This window comes from Streptomyces sp. NPDC048461 (genome assembly GCF_055587105.1).
Map to the genome: position 1 here is coordinate 475,517 of NZ_JBVJGW010000004.1, position 24,865 is coordinate 500,381.

General features: G+C 75.6%; 17 protein-coding genes and 5 tRNA genes. 13 read left to right on the plus strand and 9 right to left on the minus strand.

What is annotated here, in order from left to right:
• Positions 1–29: 29 nt before the first annotated feature.
• Both ACZ6S8_RS10385 and ACZ6S8_RS10390 read left to right on the plus strand, forming a co-directional pair.
• Positions 30–755: a DsbA family protein gene (locus ACZ6S8_RS10385; protein ID WP_469454273.1), complete on the plus strand. Its 726-nt coding sequence runs from the start codon at positions 30–32 to the stop codon at positions 753–755.
• Positions 752–1,624, plus strand: a complete 873-nt coding sequence (locus ACZ6S8_RS10390) for a cytochrome c biogenesis CcdA family protein (protein ID WP_469454275.1) — start codon at positions 752–754, stop codon at positions 1,622–1,624. The genes ACZ6S8_RS10385 and ACZ6S8_RS10390 overlap by 4 nt, the downstream gene beginning before the upstream one ends.
• Before the next feature lie 36 nt (positions 1,625–1,660).
• On the opposite strand, the gene ACZ6S8_RS10395 is transcribed toward ACZ6S8_RS10390, so the two are convergent.
• The 3 genes from ACZ6S8_RS10395 to ACZ6S8_RS10405 all read right to left on the minus strand — a co-directional run bounded on the left by ACZ6S8_RS10395 (position 1,661) and on the right by ACZ6S8_RS10405 (position 1,945).
• Positions 1,661–1,737, minus strand: a tRNA-Phe gene (locus ACZ6S8_RS10395).
• A gap of 22 nt (positions 1,738–1,759) precedes the next feature.
• A tRNA-Asp gene (locus ACZ6S8_RS10400) sits at positions 1,760–1,833 on the minus strand.
• Positions 1,834–1,872: 39 nt separating this feature from the next.
• A tRNA-Glu gene (locus ACZ6S8_RS10405) sits at positions 1,873–1,945 on the minus strand.
• A 103-nt stretch (positions 1,946–2,048) separates the two neighbouring features.
• On the opposite strand from ACZ6S8_RS10405, the gene ACZ6S8_RS10410 reads away from it, so the two are divergent.
• From ACZ6S8_RS10410 to ACZ6S8_RS10450, 9 genes are all read left to right on the plus strand, one after another.
• Entirely contained in the window at positions 2,049–2,399 is a 351-nt protein-coding gene (locus ACZ6S8_RS10410; RefSeq protein WP_266935388.1) for a metallopeptidase family protein, read from the plus strand.
• Positions 2,396–2,908 (plus strand): FluC/FEX family fluoride channel, encoded by a 513-nt coding sequence (locus ACZ6S8_RS10415; RefSeq protein WP_469454277.1) that lies wholly within the window; start codon positions 2,396–2,398, stop codon positions 2,906–2,908. Before ACZ6S8_RS10410 ends, ACZ6S8_RS10415 begins: the two co-directional genes overlap by 4 nt.
• A complete protein-coding gene (crcB, locus tag ACZ6S8_RS10420) occupies positions 2,905–3,279 on the plus strand; it encodes a fluoride efflux transporter CrcB (RefSeq protein WP_469454279.1) in 375 nt (124 codons plus the stop codon). Before ACZ6S8_RS10415 ends, crcB begins: the two co-directional genes overlap by 4 nt.
• Positions 3,280–3,418: 139 nt before the next feature.
• Positions 3,419–3,937, plus strand: a complete 519-nt coding sequence (locus ACZ6S8_RS10425; protein ID WP_469454280.1) for a hypothetical protein — start codon at positions 3,419–3,421, stop codon at positions 3,935–3,937.
• Positions 3,938–4,206: 269 nt separating this feature from the next.
• Positions 4,207–6,624 carry a DEAD/DEAH box helicase gene (locus ACZ6S8_RS10430; RefSeq protein ID WP_469454282.1) on the plus strand — a complete coding sequence of 806 codons (2,418 nt, stop codon included), beginning with the start codon at positions 4,207–4,209 and terminating at the stop codon, positions 6,622–6,624.
• A 193-nt stretch (positions 6,625–6,817) separates the two neighbouring features.
• Positions 6,818–6,890, plus strand: a tRNA-Lys gene (locus ACZ6S8_RS10435).
• A gap of 307 nt (positions 6,891–7,197) precedes the next feature.
• A tRNA-Met gene (locus ACZ6S8_RS10440) sits at positions 7,198–7,271 on the plus strand.
• 188 nt (positions 7,272–7,459) lie between these two features.
• The gene (locus tag ACZ6S8_RS10445; protein ID WP_469454284.1) at positions 7,460–8,635 is read left to right on the plus strand and encodes a PP2C family protein-serine/threonine phosphatase; all 1,176 of its coding nucleotides are present in this window, start codon (positions 7,460–7,462) and stop codon (positions 8,633–8,635) included.
• A 291-nt stretch (positions 8,636–8,926) separates the two neighbouring features.
• Positions 8,927–9,982 (plus strand): M23 family metallopeptidase, encoded by a 1,056-nt coding sequence (locus tag ACZ6S8_RS10450; RefSeq protein ID WP_469454286.1) that lies wholly within the window; start codon positions 8,927–8,929, stop codon positions 9,980–9,982.
• 30 nt (positions 9,983–10,012) lie between these two features.
• Here the strand turns inward: ACZ6S8_RS10450 and ACZ6S8_RS10455 are convergent, their stop codons facing one another.
• The 4 genes from ACZ6S8_RS10455 to ACZ6S8_RS10470 all read right to left on the minus strand — a co-directional run bounded on the left by ACZ6S8_RS10455 (position 10,013) and on the right by ACZ6S8_RS10470 (position 15,181).
• Complete coding sequence (locus ACZ6S8_RS10455; protein ID WP_469454288.1) at positions 10,013–11,332, minus strand: PrsW family intramembrane metalloprotease; 1,320 nt, start codon at positions 11,330–11,332, stop codon at positions 10,013–10,015.
• 43 nt (positions 11,333–11,375) lie between these two features.
• Positions 11,376–12,122 carry a tRNA (guanosine(46)-N7)-methyltransferase TrmB gene (trmB, locus tag ACZ6S8_RS10460; protein WP_469454354.1) on the minus strand — a complete coding sequence of 249 codons (747 nt, stop codon included), beginning with the start codon at positions 12,120–12,122 and terminating at the stop codon, positions 11,376–11,378.
• A gap of 145 nt (positions 12,123–12,267) precedes the next feature.
• Positions 12,268–13,500 (minus strand): L-2-hydroxyglutarate oxidase, encoded by a 1,233-nt coding sequence (gene lhgO, locus ACZ6S8_RS10465; protein WP_469454290.1) that lies wholly within the window; start codon positions 13,498–13,500, stop codon positions 12,268–12,270.
• 19 nt (positions 13,501–13,519) lie between these two features.
• Positions 13,520–15,181, minus strand: coding sequence for a sporulation protein (locus tag ACZ6S8_RS10470; RefSeq protein WP_469454292.1), 1,662 nt, complete (start codon positions 15,179–15,181; stop codon positions 13,520–13,522).
• A 630-nt stretch (positions 15,182–15,811) separates the two neighbouring features.
• Here ACZ6S8_RS10470 and ACZ6S8_RS10475 point away from each other — a divergent pair.
• Together ACZ6S8_RS10475 and ACZ6S8_RS10480 are read left to right on the plus strand one after the other, a co-directional pair.
• Positions 15,812–18,085 carry an asparagine synthase-related protein gene (locus ACZ6S8_RS10475; protein WP_469454294.1) on the plus strand — a complete coding sequence of 758 codons (2,274 nt, stop codon included), beginning with the start codon at positions 15,812–15,814 and terminating at the stop codon, positions 18,083–18,085.
• 284 nt (positions 18,086–18,369) lie between these two features.
• Positions 18,370–21,648, plus strand: coding sequence for an ATP-binding protein (locus ACZ6S8_RS10480; RefSeq protein WP_469454296.1), 3,279 nt, complete (start codon positions 18,370–18,372; stop codon positions 21,646–21,648).
• Here the strand turns inward: ACZ6S8_RS10480 and ACZ6S8_RS10485 are convergent.
• Entirely contained in the window at positions 21,635–23,671 is a 2,037-nt protein-coding gene (locus tag ACZ6S8_RS10485) for a sigma-70 family RNA polymerase sigma factor (RefSeq protein WP_469454298.1), read from the minus strand. The two genes, ACZ6S8_RS10480 and ACZ6S8_RS10485, sit on opposite strands and share 14 nt — an antisense overlap.
• Before the next feature lie 319 nt (positions 23,672–23,990).
• Positions 23,991–24,767: a TetR/AcrR family transcriptional regulator gene (locus ACZ6S8_RS10490; RefSeq protein WP_469454300.1), complete on the minus strand. Its 777-nt coding sequence runs from the start codon at positions 24,765–24,767 to the stop codon at positions 23,991–23,993.
• Positions 24,768–24,865: the final 98 nt, after the last annotated feature.

Here is a 24,865-nt window from a genome sequence, read left to right on the forward strand (position 1 = left end):
CACCCCACCCGTAGTCCTGGAGCACCCGCATGCCCTCTTCCGCGTCCTCTTCCTCGCGCAAGCCCCTGCTGTACGCCGCCGGCGTCGCGCTCGCCGCCCTCACCCTCGGGGTCGTCAGCTGGCAGGCCACCGCCCCCGCGGACAAGCCCTCCGGCGGGCCCGCGGCAGCCGCCTCCGCGCCCGCGGCCGACCCCGCCGCCGCGCTGAAGGCCCTCGCCCGCCGCGACTCCGGCGACAAGCTCGCCGTCGGCCGCGCCGACGCGCCCGTCGTCCTGATCGAGTACTCCGACTTCAAGTGCGGCTACTGCGGCAAGTTCGCCCGCGACGTCGAGCCCGCCCTGGTGAAGAAGTACGTCGACGACGGCACCCTGCGCATCGAGTGGCGCAACTTCCCGATCTTCGGCGCCGAGTCCGAGGCGGCCGCCAGGGCCGCCTGGGCGGCCGGGCAGCAGGACCGGTTCGCCGCCTTCCACGCCGCCGCGTACGCCGACGGCTCCAAGGAGAAGGGCTTCGGCGAGGCCCGACTCCTGGAGCTGGCCCGCCAGGCGGGCGTCCCGGACCTGGAGCGCTTCGCCCGCGACGCGGCCGGCGAGCAGGCCGCGGCCGCCCTGGCCAAGGACCGGGAGGAGGGCTACTCCATCGGCGTCACCTCCACCCCGTCCTTCCTCGTCAACGGGCAGCCGATCGCCGGCGCCCAGCCGCCGGCCGTCTTCGACGCCGCGATCGCCAAGGCCGGGGCGGCGGCCCGCAAGTGACCGACATCGGATACCTGGCCGCCCTCCTCGGCGGCCTCCTCGCCCTGCTCAGCCCGTGCAGCGCGCTGCTGCTGCCCGCCTTCTTCGCGTACTCGATCGACTCGGCCTCCCGGCTCCTGGCCCGGACCGGGATCTTCTACGCGGGCCTGGCCACCACCCTGGTGCCCCTGGGCGCGGCGGGCTCGTACGCGGGCCGTTTCTTCCACGGCAACCGCGACGCGCTGGTCCTCGCCGGCGGCTGGCTGATCATCGTCCTCGGCCTCGCCCAGATCCTCGGCCTCGGCTTCGCCTCCCAGCGCGTCTCCGAGCTGTCCGGGCGGATCCGGCCGACGACCGCCCTGTCGGTGTACGCGCTCGGTGCGGTCTACGGGCTGGCCGGCTTCTGCGCCGGCCCGATCCTCGGCAGCGTCCTGACGGTGGCGGCGGTCAGCGGCAGCCCCGCCTACGGCGGCCTGCTGCTGGCGGTCTACGCCCTGGGGATGGCCGTACCGCTGTTCGTGATGGCCCTGCTCTGGGAGCGGTTCGACCTCGGCCGGCGGCGCTGGCTGCGGGGGCGGGCCTTCACGGCGGGCCGTTTCTCGCTGCACACGACCTCGCTGCTGTCCGGGCTGTTCTTCATCACCCTGGGCGCGCTGTTCCTGGCCTACGACGGGGCGAGCGCGCTGCCGGGCCTGCTGGACGTCGACGACTCGTTCGCGGTGGAGCAGCGCGTCCGCGCGCTGGCCGGCGGCGTCCCCGACGGGGCGCTGCTCGGCCTGGTCGCGGCCGGGGCGGCCGTCACGGGCCTGGTCCGGTGGCGCCGCCGGACACGGCCGGCGGCCGGGGCGACGGAGACGGCCGAGGAGGCCGAGAGGGCCGAGGTGCAGTAACGGCGGAAGGCCCCGTCCGAGGACGGGGCCTTCCTGTGGTGGCTGGGGCCGGGGTCGAACCGGCGACCTATCGCTTTTCAGGCGATCGCTCGTACCAACTGAGCTACCCAGCCACGAAACCGTTTCCGGCTTCAGCGAACCTGACGGGACTTGAACCCGCGACCTCCACCTTGACAGGGTGGCGAGCTAACCAACTGCTCCACAGGTCCTTGCATTGTGCGAGAACAAGTCTCGCACATGGTGTTGCGTACCCCCAACGGGATTCGAACCCGTGCTACCGCCTTGAAAGGGCGGCGTCCTGGGCCACTAGACGATGAGGGCTAAAGGCCCGCCGGGCACTTCTCAGCGCGTCGGGGACGTCAGAAGCATATGGGATCCGGGGAGCTATCGCCAAAACGGTTTCCTCCGGAGGGACAATGGCCCGGTGCTGGAGATGACGCGCGAGGAGTTCGAAGAGCTCGTCGCAGAGGCCCTGGACCGCATCCCGCCTGAGCTCACGCGGCTGATGGACAACGTGGCGGTGTTCGTCGAGGACGAACCTCCCGCCGACGACCCCGAGCTGCTGGGGCTCTACGAGGGGACCCCGCTGACGGACCGCGGCGAGTGGTACGCCGGGGTGCTGCCCGACCGGATCACCATCTACCGCAACCCCACGTTGCGGATGTGCGAGGACCGGGAGAGCGTGGTCGCCGAGACGGAGGTCACCGTGGTGCACGAGATCGCCCACCACTTCGGCATCGACGACGACCGCCTGCACGAGCTGGGCTACGGGTGACCGGGCCGGTCCCCGGTGGCGACGGCTGCGACGGCGGCGACGGCCACGACGGCCACGGCGGCGGTCCGGTCGATCCCGACGTCGACCTGCGCGTGCCGGCCCAGCGCGCCGAGCCGCAGGGCCGGGTCCTCGCGGCCGTGGCGGCGGGCGGGGCGGTCGGGGCGTCGGCGCGGTACGGCGTCGCGCTGCTGTGGCCGGCCGGGCCCGGGGCCTTCCCGTGGGCGACCTTCTGGATCAACGCGGCCGGCTGCGCGCTGATCGGCGTACTGATGGTGCTGATCGCCGAGGGCGGCCGTGCGGCGCACCCGCTGGTGCGGCCCTTCGCCGGGGTCGGGGTGCTCGGGGGATTCACCACCTTCTCCGCCTACGCCCTGGACTTCTCCCGGCTGCTGGACGCGGGGGAGGCGGGGACCGCGCTGGCGTACGCCGGGCTCACCGTCGTGGCCGCGCTGGGCGCCGTGTGGGGAGCTGCCTCGCTGACCCGGCGGGCCGTCCGGGGGGCCGGGTGAACTGGCTGCTGGTGGTGGCGGGCGCGGTCGTCGGCGCGCCGCTGCGGTACCTGACCGACCGGGCGGTGCAGGCCCGGCACGACACGCTGTTCCCCTGGGGCACCTTCACGGTCAACGCGCTCGCCTGCCTGGTGCTCGGCGCGCTGGCCGGGGCGGCGCTGGCCGGAGCCTCCTCCTCGCGGCTGGACCTGCTGCTGGGGACCGGGCTGTGCGGGGCGCTGAGCACGTACTCGACGTTCTCGTACGAGACGCTGCGGCTGGCCGAGCGCGGCCGGACCTTCCTCGCCGCGGCGAACGTGGGCGCTTCGGTGCTGGTGGGGCTGGGCGCCGTCCACCTCGGGTCGCAGGTGGCGCGGCAGCTGTTCGCCTGAGGCCGCCGGCGGCCCGCGCGCAGCGGGTGTGCGCGCGGGCGTGTCCCTTGCGGGTCAAAGGGAGTTGGGCACATTGACCCGCACATGCGGACTGCTCATCACCTCATCACCCATGCCCCGGAGGTGCCCCGTGCGCCAGTTGTCCGCATCCCTCCGCCTGGCCGCCGCCGCGCTCGCGGTCGCGGCCTCGGCGGGCTGCATGAGCGTCGGCGAGGACGCCGCCAAGCCCGGGCCCTCCTCCTCGGCCGACCGCGGCTCCGCGTCTGGCGGCTCCTCCGGCACCGGCCGCGGTTCGGGCGTCCACGGCAACGGACAGGGCGTCAAGGACGGTACGGGGACCCGCGACGGCAAGGCCAAGGAGGACGGCAAGGCCTCCGGCGCGACCGGGGCCACCCCGAGCCCCGGCGCCCCGAGCGGCGCGCCGGGGGCGCCCTCCCCGTCGGCGGGACCCGGCGGCGGCGCGGGCGGCCAGGGCCCCCAGGAGCCCCCGCCGGGCGGCTCGGGCGGATCGGGGGGTTCGGGCGGCGGCCAGCCGCCGGCGAGCCCGACCCCGGAGCCCCCGAAGCCGACGCCCCCTGTGACGGAACCCACTCCGCCGCCGTCGGCCCAGCCGACTCCGGAACCGGAGCCCAGCACCCAGCCCCAGCCGCAGGTGTAGCCCGCGCGGAGCTCCTGCCGCCGCGTCGGCAGGCCCTCCCGGAAACGGGATCGTCGCAGTTCAGGGCGGTACTCGACGGGGTGACTTGCCAGACCCGGGGGAGGGTGCGTATGGTTATAGATCGTTTGATCCCATTGCCCGGCGCCGACTCCGAAGAGCGCCGTGTGGCGCGTACTCTCCCCAACCGTGGCTGACCGCATTGAGGCGGTCGATTTGCGATTCACGGAGTTTGGGCGCGTGCCGAGACTCCGGAAGGTTTCGCATTTCGCATGTCCATTTCCAGTTCTGACCGTTCCGTCATGCCCGAGAACGACTCCAACGAGATCGTCGACGCCGAGGCCCTCGTGGTCACCGAGGCCATTGAGGCCATCGAGGCGGACGAGATCATCGAGGCCCTTGAGGCCGACGTGAACAGCACCGACCTGAACACCGACGACGAGTCCGACGAGGCCTTCGAGGACTCCGCCGACGACTTCGACGGCGAGGACGACGCCGACGCCGAGCCCACGATCACCTTCAGCGACCTCGGTCTGCCGGACGGCATCGTGCGCAAGCTCGCGCAGAACGGCGTCACCGCCCCCTTCCCGATCCAGGCCGCGACCATCCCGGACGCCCTGGCCGGCAAGGACATCCTCGGCCGCGGCCGCACCGGCTCCGGCAAGACCCTCTCCTTCGGTCTGCCTACCCTGGCCTCGCTGGCCGGTGGCCACACCGAGAAGAAGAAGCCCCGCGCGATCATCCTCACGCCGACGCGTGAGCTGGCCATGCAGGTGGCGGACGCCCTCCAGCCCTACGGCGACGTGCTCGGCCTGAAGATGAAGGTCGTCTGCGGCGGTACGTCGATGAGCAACCAGATCTTCGCCCTGGAGCGCGGTGTCGACGTCCTCGTCGCCACCCCGGGCCGGCTGCGCGACATCATCAACCGCGGTGCCTGCTCCCTGGCGAACGTCCAGGTCGCGGTCCTCGACGAGGCCGACCAGATGGCCGACCTGGGCTTCCTGCCCGAGGTCACCGAGCTGCTCGACCAGATCCCCGGCGGCGGCCAGCGCATGCTCTTCTCCGCCACCATGGAGAACGAGATCGGCACCCTGGTCAAGCGCTACCTGACCAACCCGGTCACGCACGAGGTCGACAGCGCCCAGGGCAACGTCACGACCATGACGCACCACGTCCTCGTCGTGAAGCCGAAGGACAAGGCGCCGGTCACGGCCGCCATCGCCGCCCGCAAGGGCCGCACGATCATCTTCGTCCGCACCCAGCTGGGCGCCGACCGCATCGCCGAGCAGCTCGTCGAGTCCGGCGTGAAGGCCGACGCGCTGCACGGCGGCATGACGCAGGGTGCCCGTACCCGCGTCCTCGCCGACTTCAAGGACGGCTACGTCAACGCGCTCGTCGCCACCGACGTCGCCGCCCGCGGCATCCACGTCGACGGCATCGACCTCGTCCTGAACGTGGACCCGGCCGGCGACCACAAGGACTACCTGCACCGCTCGGGCCGTACCGCCCGCGCCGGCAAGTCCGGTGTCGTCGTGTCGCTGGCGCTTCCGCACCAGCGCCGCCAGATCTTCCGCCTGATGGAGGACGCTGGCGTCGACGCCACGCGCCACATCGTCCAGGGCGTCGGCGCCTTCGACCCGGAGGTCGCCGAGATCACCGGTGCGCGTTCGCTCACCGAGGTCCAGGCCGACTCCGCGAACAACGCCGCCAAGCAGGCCGAGCGCGAGGTCGCCGAGCTCACCAAGCAGCTCGAGCGCCTGACCCGCCGTGCCGGCGAGCTGCGCGAGGAGGCCGACCGCCTGGTCGCCCGCTCCGCCCGCGAGCGCGGCGAGGACCCTGAGGCCGCCGTCGCCGAGGTGGCCGAGGCCGCCGAGGCCGAGGTCGCGGCTGCCGCCGCTGCCGCTGCCGCCGAACTGGCCGCGCAGGAGCGCCGCGAGGAGCAGCGCGCCCAGCGTGACGACCGCGGCAACTTCGAGCGCCGTGACAACCGCGGTGGTGACCGCGGCGGCTACCGCGGTGGCGACCGTGGTGGTGACCGAGGCGGCTTCCGCGGTGGTGACCGCGACAACCGCGGTGGCCGTCCGTCCGGTGGCTTCAACCGTGACGACCGTGGTGGCGACCGTCCGTCCGGCGGCTTCCGCCGTGACGACCGTCCGTCCGGTGGCTTCCGCTCCGGTGGCGACCGTCCGTCCGGTGGTTTCCGTCGCGACGACCGCCCCTCGGGTGGCTTCAACCGCGATGACCGTGGTGGCGACCGTCCGTCCGGTGGCTTCCGTTCCGGTGGCGACCGTCCGTCCGGTGGTTTCCGTCGCGACGACCGCCCCTCGGGTGGCTTCAACCGTGACGACCGTGGTGGCGACCGTCCGTCCGGCGGCTTCCGCCGTGACGACCGCCCCTCGGGTGGCTTCAACCGCGATGACCGTGGGGGCGACCGTCCCTCCGGTGGCTTCCGCTCCGGCGGCGACCGCCCGACCGGCAACGGCACCTTCCGCCGCGACGACCGCCCGACCGGCGGCAGCTTCCGCCGTGACGACCGTCCGTCCTCCGGTGGCTTCCGCTCCGGCGGCGCCGGCGACCGTCCGTACGGCCGCCGCGACGACAACCGTCCGTCCGGCTCCGGTTCGACCGGCTCCACCGGTTCCTTCGGTGGCCGCCGCGACGACAAGCCGCGCTGGAAGCGCAACGGCTGATCCCGGCCCGGCTCGGCCGAACCGGCTGAACTGAGCGCCTGACAGGGCCCCCACGACATTGTCGTGGGGGCCCTGTCGCGTCCGTCCGGAGCGGCGCCCGGGCCGTGGCGGGCGGGCGCCCGACAGGCCGGGCACGGGATACCCGATCGGCTGACCGGCGCTCTCCGGCTATGCTCTGGGGTGAGCGCGTGGAGGGCCATTAGCTCAATTGGCAGAGCAGCGGACTTTTAATCCGTTGGTTGTCGGTTCGAGTCCGACATGGCCTACTCGTCGCGGCGTCAGCCGGGGCGTTCTGACGTGCTCGTTCTGTGGCCCGCCCGGGATCCGGGCGGGCCACAGCGCTGTCCGCGGGCCCGCAACTCGGTGATGCCGCGGGGAAGTTCCCGACAGCCCTGCTTTTCACCGCTGTTGGGGGAGGCCCGGGGGTGCGGAAAGGCCTGCGGATTTCCCCGGAATTGCCGGCCTTCGGGCCAGTTGCAAGGCTCTGACCTGCGGTGATGTCGCTCTTGGGGGCTGGCGCGAGGTTAATTGGCCGGTGCCTCCGTCCCGATGGCGTAGAGTTGTGTTTACCGACGCGGGGTGGAGCAGCTCGGTAGCTCGCTGGGCTCATAACCCAGAGGTCGTAGGTTCAAATCCTGCCCCCGCTACTCCGTACGAAGGCCCGGTTCCCCTTGGGGAGCCGGGCCTTCGTCGTGTTCCCGCCCCGGGGGCCGTCGGGCCGCCGTCACCCGATCGGCCGCCGCCGGGTCGCCCCGGGGGTGTCCGGGGCGACAGCCTTGAGGGGGAGGCGGCGGCGGCCCGCACCCGTGCGAGGACCGGGCGGCAGGAGAGCGGCGTGGCGGGGCTGGGCCAGCGGGACGGCGGTGAGCGCGCGGGCGGTGCCGGGAACGGCACGGCCCGCCGGGTGGTCCGGCTGCTGCCGGCCGCGCTGATCTCCCTCGGGTTCTTCTTCGACGTGATGACCCCTCCCAGCTTCACCGGGTCCCCCTTCTTCACGGCGGCGCCGCTGATCGCGGCGCCGTTGTTCAGCCTCCTGGCCACGGCGCTGACCGGGGTGCTGGCTTCGCTCGCCGTGGTCCTGCTGCACCTCCACAACGGCACCACGTGGAAGGTCGAGGCGATGACCGAGCTGGCCACCGTGGTGACCGTGGCCGGACTGGCGCTCCTGATCAACCAGGTGGTGCGGCGCAGCGGGGCCGCGCTCGCCTCGGCGCGCGGCATCGCCGAGGCCGCGCAGCGGGCGGTGCTGCCGACCCCGGCCGAGCGGATCGGCGGGCTGCACGTCTCCGCCTCGTACGAGGCCGCGCAGGCCGACGCCTTCATCGGAGGGGACCTGTACGCCGTCCAGGACACCCCGTACGGCGTGCGCCTGGCGGTGGGGGACGTGCGCGGCAAGGGGCTGGGGGCGGTGGAGGCAGTCGCCGTGGTGCTGGGGGCCTTCCGGGAGGCGGCGGAGAGCGAGCCGACGCTGGAGGGCGTGGCGCGGCGCCTGGAGCGCGCGCTGGCCCGGGAGGGCACCCGGCGGGACAGTCTGGACGCGGTGGAGGGGTTCACCACGTGCGTGCTCGGCGAGATCCCCCCGGGGGCGGAGGTGCTGCGGCTGGTGAACCGGGGCCACCCGGAGCCGCTGCTGCTGCACGCGGACGGGAGACTGGCCGTCCTGGCCCCGGCGGATCCGGCCCTGCCGCTCGGCCTGGGCGAGCTCGGGGGGTGGCCGGACCGGGCGGAGGAATGGGACTTCCCGGCGGGGACCACCCTGCTGCTGTTCACGGACGGGCTGACCGAGGCCAGGGACGGCGCGGGGGTCTTCTACGACCCGGCGGAGCGGCTGCGCGGACGGGTCTTCCCCGGGCCGGACGCGCTCCTCAGCGCCCTCGGCAGCGACGTGCGGCGGCACACGGGCGGCGGCGCGACGGACGACATGGCGCTGCTCGCGGTGGGACGGCCGGCGCAGGGGCAGCCGGAGCGCCGGCGGACCGTGCCGGTGGTGCCGCGGGACGAAGGTCCGTAACGGTACGTGGTCGAAGGGGTGCTCTCCGCACAGCGGCTGACGAACCGTCATGTCGCGCCTGTGGCTGGAGAGGTGGTGGAATCGGCGGAACTTTGCGGTTGTTGATCCGATTCTGTGGCGAAAGGTGCTGGCCAAAGCCGTTCGGTGCGTGGCTGATTGGTGAGAACGATCAATCGCAACAGCTTGGAATCACTCCCCTGCGTCTATTACCGTTCGATAACGCAGCGCGGTCGTCCCGGCCGTCGCAAGAGACGGCGCCGTGCGTGTGTTCGCCATGAGGAGTGTGCCCCGGTGGCATCCAACCTGCCCGCTCCCGAAGGCACCGAGACCCTGGAGCAGCCCACCGCGGGCGCCTGGGGCGAGTGGAACCCCACGGAGGACTCGGTCCGTCCGGTACGGGGCAAGCACCGGGTGGCCAGGCAGCGCGGCGGACTCGCCCGCAGCTCCACCGTGCTGGGCGTCGGCGTCATCGCGGCGGTCGGCGCGGGCGGCATCGCCACGGCGCAGGACCGGCCCCAGGTCGCGATATCCCTGCCCTCCCTTCCCTCGCTGCCCGACGTGATGGACGGCGGATCCTCGGGCGACAACGCCCGCCGGGCGGACGCCGGTTCCGCGGAGGCCGCCGCGGCCGCCTCCCGGAGCGGGATCATCCCCCGCCAGGCGGACCGGGGCGCCGACGCCGGAGAGGTGCTGCGCAACCGCATCCTCCAGCAGGCCGAGTCCCAGCAGGACGCCGCCGAGGCGCAGGCCCGGGCCGAGGCCGAGCGGATCGCGCAGGAGGCCGCCGGCCAGGAGGCGAAGGACAAGCGCGAGGAGGCCCGCAAGACCGCGGAGAACGCGGCGGCGGAGAAGGCGGCCGCGGAGGCCGAGGCGAAGACCGCCCGGGAGGCGGCGGAGGCCCGCGCCGCCGCGCAGGCCAAGGCCGAACAGGAGCGCGTCGCCGCGCCGTCCGGCGGCTACTCCCTGCCGACGTCCGCGTACACCCTCACCTCGCGGTACGGCGCCGCCGGCTCGATGTGGTCCTCCGGGCACCACACCGGCCTCGACTTCGCCGCCCCGACCGGCACCCCGGCCAAGGCCGTGGCCGCCGGGAAGATCGTCTCGGCCGGCTGGTCGGGCGCGTACGGCTACCGGATCGTGCTGGAGCTGGAGGACGGCACGGAGGTCTGGTACTGCCACCTGTCCTCGATGTCGGTGACCTCGGGCTCCGTCGGCGCCGGCGAGACCATCGGCCGCGTCGGCGCCACCGGCAACGTCACCGGGCCCCACCTCCACCTGGAAGTGCGCAAGGGCGGCTCGACGATGGACCCGATGGCGTGGCTCAACTCCAAGGGCCTGAAGGTCTAGGCCGTCTCGGCAGGATCTGAAACGGACGCCCTAGCCCGGCCCCCGGAAGCGCGACCCCTCCGGTACGGCGCCCGCGCGTCCCTGCGCGGCGGGCGGCCGGGGACCCGGTACGCCCACCCCCGCGGGCGCGCCCGCCGGGACCGCCCGGTCCGCGGCGTCGTACGAGGGCGGCAGCAGCTCCTCCATGACCGCTGCCCGGGCCAGCGCGGGCCCCGCCGTCGCCCGGTGCTCCCACAGCCGGTGCAGCAGCTCGCGCTCCCGTCCGGCGAAGTCGGCCTCCCCCGGCGGGCCGCCCCGCCGGGCCCCGTTCCGCAGCAGTGCCAGGGCGGCTGCGTCCGCCCCGTACCGGGCGACCGCCCGTCCGGCGGCCCGGCCCCCGCTGCGCCGGGCCAGGGAGCGGGCCAGCGAGCGGGCGGGCACGGAGGCCAGGGCCGGAACCTCGGCGGGAGCGAGCCAGCCCGCGGCCGCGTACACGGCGAGCTCCCCGGCGACGGCGCGCAGCCGGCGCCGCCGTATCCGTACGGCCAGCCACACCAGCAGCCCGAACGACGGGGCCATCACGCACCCGTAGACCACGTAGAAGCCGTACTCACCGAAGTGCGAGGAGGCGTTCCACAGCGCGTGCAACCCCATGGCGGCCGCCAGTCCGAGCAGCGGCAGGCCCACCCGGGCCGCGCGGCGCGGAGCGAGGGCGGCGGCGCCGAAACCGAGGCCGGTGAGCACGGTGAACAGCGGGTGCGCGAAGGGCGACAGCACCATGCGGACGAAGAAGGTCGCCGCGGTCACCGAGTCGAGCAGGGGGGTGCCGTGGGCGAGGTCCTCGTCGAAGGCGTTGCCGAGGTAGAGGATGTTCTCGGTGAAGGCGAAGCCGGTGGCCGTGAACCCGGCCGCCACGAACCCGTCGGCGGGACCGCTGAAGTGCCGCCTGCGGAACACGAACACCAGCAGCAGGGCGGCCGCCTTGGCGCTCTCCTCCACGACCGGGGCGATCGCGACCGAGCCGAGCTGGTCGGCGTCGGAGGGGTCGGCGGTGGCCGCGGCTATCCACTGGGCGGCGAAGCTGTTGGCCAGTATGGCGATCAGTGCCGCGGTGCAGGCGCCCCAGCCGGCGCAGAACAGCAGCTGGGGCCAGGGAGCGGGCGCCGCCCGGCCCAGCCACCGGAAGGCCGCCACGAGCAGCGGCACCGGGACCAGCGCCAGACCGAGGCCGACGAGGAACCCGGGCGTACCGGTCTGCTCCCGCACGAGTTCGAGGATCGAGATCCCGGTGGCGGCGAGCAGGACGACGAGCACGCTCGTGCGGACCGCGCCCGACGGACGTGCGAGCACACGGGGGAGCGCTCGGAACACGCCATGACCCTACCGAGCGGGTCCGACACGGGCGGTGACGTTGTCAGTTCTCCGTGCGACGGAACAACAAGTCGTGTACGAGGTGGCCCTTGTCGAGGCCCTGGCCCTCGAACCGGGTGAGCGGGCGGAAGTCGGGGCGGGGCGCGTAGCCGCCGTCCTCCTGGGTGTTCTCGAAATCCGGGTGGGCGCTGAGGACTTCGAGCATCTGCTCGGCGTACGGCTCCCAGTCGGTGGCGCAGTGCAGCACGGCCCCGGGGGCCAGCCGGGTCGCGGCCAGCGTGAGGAACTCGGGCTGGATCAGCCGGCGTTTGTGGTGGCGGGCCTTGGGCCACGGGTCGGGGAAGTACACGCGGATGCCGGCCAGCGAGTCGGGCGGCAGCATCTCGCGGAGCAGGATGATGGCGTCGCCGTTGGCCACGCGGACGTTGGTCATCCCGCCGCGCTCGGCGAGGGCCAGCAGGTTGCCCTGGCCGGGGGTGTGGACGTCGGCGGCGAGGATGCCCGTGCCGGGGTCGGCGGCGGCCATCTGCGCCGTGGCCTCGCCCATGCCGAAGCCGATCTCCAGGACGACGGGGAGGCCGTCGAAGAGGGCCTTCAGGTCCAGGACGTCGTGGCCGTCGATGTCGAAGCCCCAGGTGCCCCACAGGCGCTTGAGGGCTTCGCCCTGGCCGGTGGTGACCCGGCTGCGGCGGGGCTGGAAGCTCCGGATGCGCCGCTCGTGGTGCGAGCCGGCCGGGTCCGGCGAGGGGCCGTCGGGGAAGCGGGGCTCGGTGCGCCACTTGGGCGGCACGTACGAACCCGCCTCCGGCGCGGTGTCCGGGAGGCGGGGCGACTGGGGGTTCAGGGACTCAGGCACAATGCGCTGATTCTACGACGGCACCCCGCCCCCGGCCGCTCGGGCGGCCCGTCCGTGGCCCGGGCGCCGGAGGGACCGGTCAGGCCGAGCCGAGGGTGCGCAGGGCGCGGGTGGCGATCTCGCGGCCGATCGGGAGCGAGGCCGTCGCGGCCGGCGACGGCGCGTTCAGGACGTGCACCGTGCGCGGCGCCTCCCGGATGAGGAAGTCGTCCACCAGGGTGCCGTCGCGCAGCACCGCCTGCGCACGGACCCCGGCGCCGGCGGGGCGCAGGTCCTCGGGGCCGACGGCCGGCAGCAGCCGGCGCACGGCCTGGGTGAAGGCCCGCTTCGACAGCGAGCGGTGGACCTCGCCGGCCCCGTACCGCCAGTGCCGCGCGGCCATCCGCCAGGAGCCCGGCCAGGCCAGTTCCGAGGCCACGTCCAGCGGCCGGACCGTACCCCAGTCGTAGCCCTCGCGGGCCAGGGCCGGTACGGCGTTGGGGCCCACGTGGACACCGCCGCCGATGCCCCGGGTGAGGTGGACGCCGAGGAAGGGGAACGCCGGGTCCGGCACCGGGTAGACCAGGCCGCGGACCAGGTCGGGCCGGTCGAGGTCGTAGTACTCACCGCGGAAGGGGATGATCCGCATGCCCGGGTCGTCCCCGGCCAGCCGGGCGATCCGGTCGCACTGCAGACCCGCGCAGTTCACCAGAACCCGGGCCCGGACCACCAGCCCGGACGTGGTGCGCACCGCGACCGCCGAGGGCCGGCGGGAGATCAGGTCCACCGCGCCGCCGTAGACGATCTCCGCGCCCGAGGACTCCGCCAGCTGCGCCGCGACCCGGCCGTAGTCCACGATGCCGGTGCTGCCGACGTGAATTGCGGCCAGGCCCCGGACCTCGGGCTCGTACGCGGAGATCTGCGCCGGGCCGAGCTCGCGCACCGGGATGCCGTTCTCCCGGCCGCGCTGGACGAGGGCGTGCAGCCGCGGCAGTTCCTCGCGCTCGGTGGCGACGATCAGCTTGCCGGTCACCTCGTGCGCGATGCCGTGCTCCGCGCAGAACTTGACCATCTCGGCGGCGCCGCGCACGGCGAAGCGCGCCTTCAGCGACCCCGGGCGGTAGTAGATCCCGCTGTGGATCACCCCGCTGTTGCGGCCCGTCTGGTGCCGCGCCGGGCCGGCCTCCTTCTCCAGGACGACCACGCGGGTCCCCGGAGCCAGGCGCGCCAAGGCGTGCGCCGTCGACAGGCCGACGATCCCGCCGCCGATCACCAGCACATCGCAGTCCACGCCGCCGCCCACGCTGACACCTCCCACCCCTGCATACTGCACCCCGCCACCGACAACACGACTACGCGGGGGCCACCAGCAGCGGGCGGGCCCGCTCGCGCAGCTCCGCGACGCGCGGCTCGTCCCCGTACGGTTCCAGTCGGTGGAGCAGGTCCCGTACGTACTCGGTCGTCCGCGCGGAGGAGATCCGGCCCGCCACTTCGACCGCCCGGGTTCCCGCAGCGCACGCTGCGTCCAGATTCCCCGATTCCAGCTCGGCAACCGCGCTCACGACCAGCCGGAGCCCGTGCGAGCGCACGTACTCCTCGGTGGGCTTGGACAAGGCCTGCTCGGTGAAGCGCCGGACCTGGCGGGGGAGTTTGAGGTCCCGGTAGCATTCCGCCGCATCGGCCGCGAACCGGTCATAGGAGTAGAAACCGAGCCAGGTCGGGTCCGGGTCGCCGGCGCGGGCGCGCTCCAGCCAGCCCTCGGCCGCCCGCAGCGCCGCTCCGGCGGCGGCCGAGTCGCCCGCCTTGGCGTGCGCGCGGGCCTCGACGAGACGGAAGAAGCTCATGGTGCGGGCGGTGGCGAGGCCGCGGTTGCGTTCGACCGCGGCCTGCGCGAGGTCCACGCCCTCGTCGGGGAAGTCCCGGTAGGTGGCCTGGAGGGACATCGAGGCCAGGACGTATCCGCCGAGCGGGACGTCGCCGGCGGCGCGGGCGAGCCGCAGCGCCTGGATGTAGTAGCGCTGCGCGGCCTCCTGCTGGCCGGTGTCGAAGGCCATCCACCCGGCCAGGCGGGTCAGTTCGGCGGTGGCGCCGAACAGGGCGCGCCCCACCTCGTCGGTGTACGAGCCGAGCAGCAGCGGCGCCGCGTCGACCCGCAGGCACTCGGGGACCATCGAGGAACGCCAGTCGCCGCCCCCGTACTTGGAGTCCCAGCGGCGCGCGTCCTCGGCGGCCTCGCGCAGCTTCGCCACGTCACTGTGGCCGACGCGCTGCGGGGCCGGGTCGGCGGACGGCGCCTGTGCCTGCTGCGGTGACGGCTGCGCCTGTGCCTGTGCCTGCTGTGGTGACTGCTGAGCGTGTGCCTGCTGCTGCTGCTGCTGTGCGGGCGGCTGCGGTGCGGGGCCCGGCGTGCCCGTGGGGAGCTGCCCGCCCGACGGCTGTACGGGCACCGAGGCGGCCGGCGGGGCCGCGGAAGCGCCCGCCGGAGCCGGGGTCCCGGCCGCGGTCGCCCCGGTCGCCGGGGAGCCGCCCCGGGCCGCCGGCTCCCGGGCGACGGAGCCGTCCGCGGGGGATATCAGCCACCGCGAGGCGGGCGTCGCGTACGCCGCGACCGAGAAGGAGCCCGCGAGCGACTGCCAGATCCCGCCACCGCCGCGCCGCCCGGCGAGGTCGAGCCGGTAGAGATCGGTGGCCGAGCGGACGGCCGCGCCCACGTCGCGCGGGAAGGCCAGGCCCACCTCGGGCGCGGGGTCCGCGTCCGCCAGGCCGATCTCGTGCAGCGGCACCGGCCGCCCCAGCTTCGCGCCGATCGCCGCGGCGATCAGATGGGGGGCGGCGCCCTGCGGCACCATCCCCTTCGACACCCACCGGGCCACCGACGTCTTGTCGTACCGAAGCGTCAGACCGCGCTGTGCGCCGAGGTCGTTCACCCGCCGGGCCAGTCCCGCGTTGCTGATGCCCGCGAGGGCGAGGACGGCGCCGAGCTTCTCATTGGGCTCGCGGAGCTCCCTGGACATGCGCCACCCCTCGTCACACGCGGAACGCAGACGCCGCCGGGGCATAGGCGCCCGGCATTTCGTAAACCCAGCGTAGTTCCCCGCCTCCCAAGCGTTAAGGCCCCTCCGTCCGTATGGCGGGATTGTTGTCCGTTTGCACAGTCGGGCCCCGGGCCGCCCCCGGGGCGCACGCGTCCCGGCGTGCTCCGGCCGTGTGGCCGTGCGCCCGCCCGTGCGCTCTGTCCGGCCCCGGGAAGCGGCGATTCGATGTGCGGTGCGTGGGTCGGCCCACTGCGCGGATCGGGCGGGCCGGGGGATGCCGCCACCTCAATCCCCGCGGGTGGCGGAACGGTCCGGGGGGCGGTTTCCGCCTCCCGCACCGCGCCCGCACGGCGGCCGCCGAGGCCACACCTCGGCACTCGGGACGGCCGAAGAATGGCCGAAAGCGACCTATGGGGCGGTGGGAACGGAACGCCAAATACCGCATGGTCGGCGCGTGTTCGTTTGCATGTGCGCCCCCTTTAACCCCTCTCGCACGCCTGTCCCGTGGCAGCATGGACCCGAGCCACCCGGGGCCCCGTCGGCCGCGCCCTCAGCGCCGTCCGTGCTGCCTGTGCCCCGGTCATGTGCCCACGGGCTGGGGAGGCGGCGGTGCGCTGGTTGGTGGGTTGGAGCAGTATCGCCGCGAGCTTCGGCACGGCCGGCCGCGTCTCCGGGCACGGCTCCGCCCGAGCCCCCGGCCACGCCTCCCGGAACGGCTCCGGCCAGGGCGGATACGACTCCAACGGCTACGGCTCGAACGGTTACGGCTCCCCCGGCCACGCCGACGCCGGTCACCCCGACGGAGCCCCCCTGCACGGCGGCATCGCGGACGCCGCGCACCCCGGCGACCCCGGCGCGGACGCCGAGCGCACCGTCCACCCCGTCGGCGCCCAGCTCCTGTGGGGCGACCCCGACCCCCTGTGGGCCGTCGGCGACTGGCGCCCCGACGAGATCCGGATGCTCACCGCCGACCCCGCCGACCCCTTCACCCGCCTCGCCGTCCTCGGCGTCTGCGGCGCCACCGACGCCGAACTGCGCCGCGCCCTGTACGCCGCCCGCGGCGGCGCCCTGCGCCACCTCACCCAGTGGTCCGGCAGCTACACCGCCGTCGTGCAGGCCGGCCGCCGGATCACCGTCGTCGGCGACCTCGCGGGCGCCCGGCCCGTGTTCTACACGCCCTGGGCGAGCGGAACGGCGTACGCCACCGCCGCCCTCCCCCTCGCCGACCTCATCGAGGCGCAGCTCGACATCGGCCACCTCGCCGCCCTGCTGGCCTGCCCCGAAAGCCCCGAGGCACTGGGCGACGGCACACCGTACGCCGGAGTCCGGCGCATCCCGCCCGGGCACGCGCTCATCCTCCGCGAGGGCTCCCGCGAGATCACCGGCTACGAGCCGGTCGCCTCCCTCGCGGTGGCCGCGCCCGAGGCCGACCCCGAGCGCGCCGTGGAGGGCGTACGCGAAGCTCTGGTGGACGCCGTGCGCGCCCGGCTCACGGCGCCGCGCCATGCCCCCGACGCGATGCCGCCGTACGATCCCGGCCCCGTACCGGGAATGGGCCCCGCCGACCGGCGCGCGGCCCGCGGCGCGCCGGCCCCCGGCGTCGGCGCCGACCTCTCCGGCGGCAGCGCCTCCGCCACCCTCGCCCTGCTCGCCGCCGGCCTGCCCGGAGCACCGGGCACCCTGCTGAGCCCCGCCGGAGCGCGCCTGCTCGCGGTGACGTTCAACGACCTGGCCACCCCGCAGGGCCGCGAACCCGAGATGCAGCGGGCCCACGCGATCGCCGCGGACCCGCGCCTGCACCACGTCGTGGTGGCCGCCGCCGAGGAAGCCCTCCCGTACGCCGACCTCGACGGGCCGCTGACCGACGAACCCGGCCCCTCGCTGGTGTTCGCCGCCCGCGAGCGCCGCCGGCTGGCCGCCGGCTCCGCCGACCACTTCACCGGCCACGGCGCCCGCCAGGTCCTCGACGCGCACCCGGCCCGCCTCGCCGACCTCCTGATGGACCGCCGGCGCCGGCACCTGCTGCGCCCGGTGGCCGCCCTGGCCCGCTCCGCCTCCGCGTCGGGCGAGTCCCTGCTGGTCCCGCTCACCGTGTACTCCGCCGCCCGCCGACTCGCCCGTACGACCTACCGGGCGGGCATGGAGGCCGCGGCCGCCCGGCTCCGCGAGGGCGGGGTCGCCGTACGCCCCTCCGGCCCGGTGGACGCCTCGCTGGCCGCCCTGACCTGGTCCCGGCCCGGCCCGGCGGCGGGCTGGCTGACGGGGGAGGCGCTCGCGGAAGTATCGATCCGTCTCACCGCCGCGGCCGGACGCCCGCCCCTGTCCCTGCGCCCGGGCGAGGCGCGCGCCCGCTCGGTGCTCGCCCGGCACGCCGCCGACCACCGGGTGTTCGAGCAGGCCGTGGAGGTCCGCAGCCAGCGCCTGCACGCCCCGTTCCTCGACAACCAGGTCGTCCGGGCCTCCCGCGCCCTCCCGGAATCCCTCCGGGTCCAGCCCGGGGCCCGGGCCGCGATCCTGCGCACCGTGCTGTCCTCGACCGGCGTCCGCGAACTCCCGCCCGGCTGGGGCGTCACCGCGCACACCCCGAACGAGACGGCGACCCGGCTGGGGCTGCGGGCCGCCCTGGAGGAACTGCTAGCCCTGTTCGCCGCGCCGCTGCTCGCCGACGCCGGGCTGATCGACGCCCGGGTCGTCCAGCAGGCCCTGCTCGACGCGGCGGACGGCCGGCCGGTCCCGCTCGACGGCCTCGCGGAACTCGTCTCGATGGAACTGTGGCTCGGCCGCCTCCTCGCCCGCCGCGGCACCTGCTGGACGGGCACCACGGCGGCCCGGCGCCGCGCGGTACCGGAAGGCGTCCCCGTACACCGCCCGGCCCTCTCCTGAGGCCTGCGCGCCGAAGCGCGGCCTCCGCGGGATTCCCGAGGGGCCCCTGGCGGCCCCCGCCGGGCTTCGCCTCCAACTGCCCGGCGCAGACCCGGCCCAGGCGCCCCCCCCCCGCCGACCGGGACCGCCCGCGTGCTCCCGTCGGCGCACCCCGCCACCGGCCCTGGCAGGGACGAGCCGGTACCGGGCACCCCCCCCCGCGGTTCCGGCCCCGGCGCCCCCGCCCCGGCCGGAGCCGGCCGCCCCCGCCGGGCCGCCCGCGCGGCACCCGGCAGAATTGCCCGGTGCGGTACCTCATCCTTGGCGCGACCCAGGCGTACGACGAGACCGGCGCCCCCCTTCCCATCGGCGGCGCCCGTCTGCGCGCGCTCCTCACCGCCCTGGCCCTGCGCGCCGGGTCCGGCGCCCCGGCCCCGGTGGCCGCCCTCGTCGACGAGGTCTGGGGCGACGCGCCGCCCCAGGACGCCCCCGCCGCCCTGCAGGCCCTCGTCGCCCGGCTCCGCCGCGCCCTCGGCGGCCGGGACGCCGTCCACTCCGACCCCGCCGGCGGCTACCGCCTCGCCGCCGCCCGCGACGACGTCGACCTGCACCGGTTCGCCCGCCTGGCGGCCCGCGGCGCCCAGGAGCTGGCCACCGATCCCGACGCCGCCGCCCGCACCCTCCGCTGCGCCCTCGACCTCTGGCGCGGCCCCGCCCTCGCCGACCTGCCCGAGCCCGTCCGCTCCGCCCACGCCGCCGCCCCGGAGGCCCGCCGCGCCACCGCCGTCCGCGACCGGATCGAAGCCCGCCTGCGCAGTGCCCGAGTCGAAGCCGGCCCCGCCGGTCCCGCCGCGCTCCTGCCGGAGATCGAGGCGCTGATCCGCGTCCACCCGTACGACGAACGGCTCCGCGCCCAGCAGCTCCGCGCCCTGCGCGCGGCCGGCCGCCCCGCCGACGCCCTCGCGGCGTACGAGCGCACCCGCCGCGCCCTTGCCGAAGGCCTCGGCGCCACGCCCGGCGCCGAACTCACCGCCCTGCACGCGGAGCTCCTCCGCCCGCCGCCCCCTCCCGCGCCCCCGGAACCCCCGCGCGGCAACCTCCGCCCCCGCCTCACCTCCTTCGTCGGCCGCGCGCCCGAACTGGCCGCCCTCCGCACCGACCTGGGCCTCCACCGCCTCGTCACCCTCACCGGCCCCGGCGGCTCCGGGAAGACCCGCCTCGCCGAGCACGCGGCCGCCGACCACCCCAAGGCGGGCTGGATCGTCGAACTCGCCCGCCTCGACGACCCCGCCGCCGTTCCCGGCGCCGTGCTCAGCGCCCTCGGCGTACGCGAGAACTCCCTCGTCGCCCGCGGGACCGCCCCCGCCGACGACCCCACCGCCCAGCTCCTCGACCACTGCGCGCACCGCGCCCTGCTCCTCGTCCTCGACAACTGCGAGCACGTCATCGACGCGGCCGCCGCCCTCGCCGAACGGCTCCTCACCCACTGCCCCGGCGTGCAGGTCCTGGCCACCAGCCGCGAGCCCCTCGGCGTACCCGGCGAGCGCGTGCGCCCGCTCGAACCGCTGTCCCCCGACCACGCCCTCCGCCTCTTCGCCGACCGCGGCGCCTCGGCCCGACCCGGCTTCCGCCCCGACGAGGACCCGGCCGCCGGCGCCGAGATCTGCGCACGCCTGGACGGTCTGCCGCTGGCGATCGAGCTGGCGGCGGCGCGGCTGCGGCTGCTCACGCCGCGGCAGATCGCCGACCGGCTGGACGACCGCTTCCGGCTGCTGACCAGTGGCGCCCGTACGGTCCTGCCCCGCCAGCAGACGCTGCGGGCCGTCGTGGACTGGTCCTGGGACCTCCTCGACGGGCCCGAACGTACCGTGCTGCGCCGGCTGGCGGTGTTCGCCGGCGGCTGCGACCTCACCGCCGCCGAAGCCGTCTGCGCCGACCCCTCGTACGACGTCGCCGACGTCCTCGGCTCCCTCGTCGACAAGTCCCTCGTCCTGGCCGAGCCCGCCCCGGCGCCCCACGGCGGCCCGATGCGCTACCGCATGCTCGAAACCATCCACGAGTACGCGTCCGAACGCCTCGCCCGCGGCCCGGAACCCGCCGCCCCCGCCCCCGCCCCCGAGAGCCCGGCCCCTGCGAGCACGATCCCCGCGAGCACCCACCCCGAGCGCGCCGCCACCGTCAGCCGCCACACCGCCTACTTCCTCGCGCTCGCCGAGGAAGCGGAACCCCACCTGCGCTCCGCCGCGCAGCTCCCCTGGATCCGGCGGATCGAGACCGAGCTCGACAACCTCCGCGCCGCGCTCCACCACGCCGTCGACAGCGCCGACGCCGAGACCGCCCAGCGCTTCGTCTTCGCCCTCGGCTGGTTCTGGTGGCTGCGCAACTACCGCTTCGAGGGCGGCGTCTGGACCGACCGCATCCTGCGCATCACCACCGACGACGCCCCCGAGGGATCCCCGGCGCACTGGCGCTGCATGCGCCTGAACATCCTGCACCTCTTCCTCATGGCCGAGGGCCGCCCGGCGGAGGACTTCCGCACCCCGCGCACCACGGCCCTCGTCGCCCGGATCCGGAAGGCCTTCCGCACCGGCTCCCCGGAGGCCGGACGCTTCCCCGGCATGCTCTGGCCCATGACCGGCTACCTCGCCGGCGAGGAGGTCGACCTGCCCGCGGACGTCGACACGACGGTCGCGAACTGCCGCCGCCACGGCAGCGAATGGGAGCTCGCCGTCACCCTCATGCTCCGTACGCACCTCGCCATCGACGTCACCGGAGGCCTGCCCACCCTCGACGCGGACCTCGCCGAACTGCACGACATCGCGCTGCGCGTCGGCGACCGCTGGGCCCGGTCCCAGGTCGCGAGCGCGGCCGGTGAGGTCGCGTTCTCCCGCGGCCGGTACGACGCGGCCCGCGCCGAGTACGAGGAATGCCTCCACCTGGCCCGCGAGGTCGGGGCGCACATCGAGGTGCCGTACGCCCTCGTCCGGATCGCGGAGGCCGCCTTCAGCACCGGCGACGTCGAGGGGGCCCGCCGGCTGCTCGCGGAGTCCGACGCCTACGCGGACCGCTACGAGGTGGTCAACGTCAGCGCCTTCAACCGGCTGCTCGCCGCGCTCATCGCCCTGTACGAGGAAGACCACCAGGCCGCCCGCACCGCGTACGCGACCGCCCTGGAGAAGAGCAGGCAGGTCACTGTGCCCGCCCAGTTCGCGGCGGCCCTCGGCAGCACGGGGGCCCTCCTCGCCGCCCGCGAACGCGGGGCACCGGCCGCCGTGGCCCTGATCGGGCCCGTCCTCGCAGGGGCCGTCGCGGGGAACTGCGCGGAACGCGTCCTGGCCGGCCTCGCCGAGACCGCCGCCCGGCTGCTGGCCGACGCCGACCGGCCCGCCGACGCCGTACGGGCCCTGGCCGCGGCCACCGCCTGGCGCGCGGGCCGTCCCCGCTCGGTCCCCGAGGCGGCCCTCGTCGACGGACTGCGGGAGCGGGCCCGCGCCGCCCTCGGCGCCGACCGCCACGCCCGGGAGGAGGCGGCCGGAGCCGCCCTCGCCCCGGCCGCCCTCGCCGCGGCGCTCAGCGGCAGCTGATCACGGCGTCCGCCCAGCTCGCCAGGGCCGGCAGGCTGCCCCCGCCGGCCCGTTCCACCACCAGCCGCAGCGACGTGCGGCCGGTCAGCGGTACCTGCACCGCCACGGCCGGGTCCCGGTACCCCACGGCGCCGGACTGCCACAGCCGCTGCCCGTCCGCGTACACGGAGAACCGCACCGTGGCGTCGGTGAACACCGACAGGCTGTCCACTCCGGCCCGCGCCGAGAACGCGCTGCACTGCCGGTGCAGGGTGATCTCCACCGACGAGCGGGAGTTCACGGTGATGCCCTGCCCGAACCGCCGGCCGCCCACCTCCAGCCCCCAGCGCTGCCACACCCAGCTGCTGCGCCAGGTCTGCACCTCCGGACCGCTGTGGTCCCCGTACGCGGAGTGCCCCAGCGTGGCCAGCCGGAAGCCCTGCGCGGGCTTCGGCGCGGGCGGCGACGGCCGGGCGGGGGACGGCGAGGGCCGCACCCGGCTCGGTGAGGGGGAGGGAGCCGGCGCGGTCCGCGACACGGCGGGCGAAGGCGCAGGGGACCTCGACGCGGCCGGCTTCGACGGCGCCGGCGATGACTTCCGAGCCGCCGGTACGGAGACCCGCGCGGCCGGGGCCCGCGCCACGGGCGGCTCCGGCTCCGGCTCCGGCGGGGCGGGCGCGGGGGAGTCCGGCACGACCGGCGCGGCGGCGCTGGGCGCGGGCTGCGCCCGGGCCCGGGGCTCGGCATCGTCCCCGGCCAGCGCGAACACCACCCCGGCGGCCGCCGCGACCGCGATCCCGGCGGCGATGGCGGCCTTGGCCGGCATCCCGAGCCCCTCGGACACCGCGGCGCCCCCGGCCCCGGCTCCCGACCCCGCGCCTCCGGCGGCCCCCGCACCCGCGCCCGCGGCCCCACCGGCCGTGCCGCCCGCCGCCGCCCCGCCGGCAGCGGCGGACCCGGCGGCTCCCGACCCGCCGGCAGCGGCCGCAGCCGCACCGGCCCCGCCGGCGGCGACAGCGCCTCCGGCCACGACCCCGGCGGCCTTGGCCGCGTACCCGGCGGCGAACCAGCCGATGACCGCGACCGGAAGCAGCGCCGGAATGCCCGCGTTGACGTCCTGGAGCTCCCCGGCCGCCACCCGGCACTTCGCGCACTCCTCCAGGTGCTTGCGCAGCCCCCGCTCCGCCCGCATCCGCAGCCCGCCGCGCGCGTAGGCGCCGAGCCGGTCCGCGTACCGCGCGCAGTCGCCGCCCTCGCTCAGCGCCGCGCTCACGTGGGCCTGGAGGTACGCCTGCTTGAGCCCCTCACGGGCCCGACTGGCCAGCACCGCGGTCGCGTTGGCGCTCAGCCCGAACAGCGGCGCGACCGCGCTCGGCGACGCCTCCTCCACGGTGGTGTGCCACAGCACGGCCTGCCACCGCTCGGGCAGGCTCCGGAACGCCTGCATGGCCAGCGACTGCTCGGCCTCGCGCATCGCCCGTACGTCCGCGCCCAGTTCGAGCGTGTCGTCCCCGGCCAGCCCGCCGAGGGCGCCGCCGCCCTCCGACCCCGTGGCCGCCTGCTCGGCGAAGACGGCGAAGTCCTCGACGAGCTGCTCGCGCCGGGCGGTCTTCGCCCAGGCCGCCGCGACCCTGCGGACGGTGGTCAGCAGGTACGCCCGCACCGACTGGTCCGGCCCGGCCCCGCCCCGCACCGCCTGGAGGGTCCGCGCGAACACCTCGGCCGTGAGGTCGTCGGCGGTGTGCGCGTCCCGGCAGCAGCTGCGCGCATAGCGCCGTACGGAGTCGGCGTGGCGGCGGAAGAGCTCCTCGTAGGCACCGTCGTCGCCCCCGCGCATCCGGGCGATCAGGTCCGCGTCGGACGGGGCCACGTCACCGACGGGCATCCACGCGCCCCCGGCTGCGCCGGACCCGGGGGAGGCGGCGTGCCGCCCGCCCGGTTCGCGCTGGGCCGGGACCTGCCCTTCGGGCAGGCTGCCCGCCTCGGCCTCGCCACCGGCTCCGCCGGCGCCACCGAGTGGCTCTTCCCGTCCGTCAACGCCCATCGAGGAAGCCCCCGCACGACACACTCAACCGGTACACCGATCCAGCGTGGCACACGGCGGACGCGCGACGAGGCGCTCTCCGTACCATCCACTCGTCCGGGCACACTTCGGCGAACCGCCGTACCGTTCCCGGCCCGTTCGAGCGACCGGTCTCCCGCACGGCCGCCCGGGGGCCGGGACGTCAGCCCCTCCGGACGACCGGGCGGACACCGCTCACCCGGCCGGCACTCACCCGATCGGGCAAGCGCACGGTCCGGCACTCACCCGGCGTTCGCACCGCCAAGCACGCGCGCCACCCGGCACGCGCGCCACCCGGCACTCACACGGTCCGGGACCGGAGCCCTTCGAGCAGGATGTCGAGCAGGCGCGTGGACGCCGCCGCCTGCTGCGCCGGGTCGGGCAGCGCGGGCGCCGCCGTCGCTATCACCAGCAGCACGTCGGCCACCGTCACGTCGCCCCGCAGCTCACCGGCCGCCCTGGCCCGGTCCACCAGCCGGCCGACGACCTCCAGCAGCGCGCCCGCGCCCGCGTCGTCCGACGGCTCGTCCTCGGCGGCCGTGCGCGCGCCCACGACCCGCAGGTCCGGCGCGGCCGGGGCCGTCCCGGCCTGTCGCTGGTGCGGAACCCGCGCGGCCTCCGCCTCCTCGGCGGCGTCCTCGCCCGCCGGGCGGACGCGCAGCACCTGCGGCGGCAGCAGCCGCCCGGCGCCCGAGGCCACGGAGGTGCGCAGGAAGCGCGACAGCGCCTGCCACGGCTCCTCCTCCTGGCCCAGCGCGGTCTTGGCCTGCTCGGTCAGCCGGGCGGTCTCCTCCTCGGCTATCCGGCGGACCAGGACGTCCTTGCTCGGGAAGCGCCGGTACACCGTGCCGACACCGACCCGCGCGCGCCGCGCCACGTCCTCCATCGGAGCGCCGTAGCCCAGCTCGCCGAACACCTCGCGGGCGGCGCGCAGGACGTGCTCCAGGTTGCGCTGCGCGTCGACGCGCAGCGGCGTGGAGCGGCCCACGCCGTGCGTGGTGGCGCCGTTCGCGACAGCACGACCGCTGCTCTCGACCGAGAGCGCGGTCGCAGAACCATGGAAATCGGAAATGTTCATATGTATCCCCCGGTAATCATTTGTCTCCCCCCGGAGACACTCCCCGCCTTCGCGTCGAGGGGGCCACGGTCAGTTGGGCCCGGTCCTACTCCTCGACG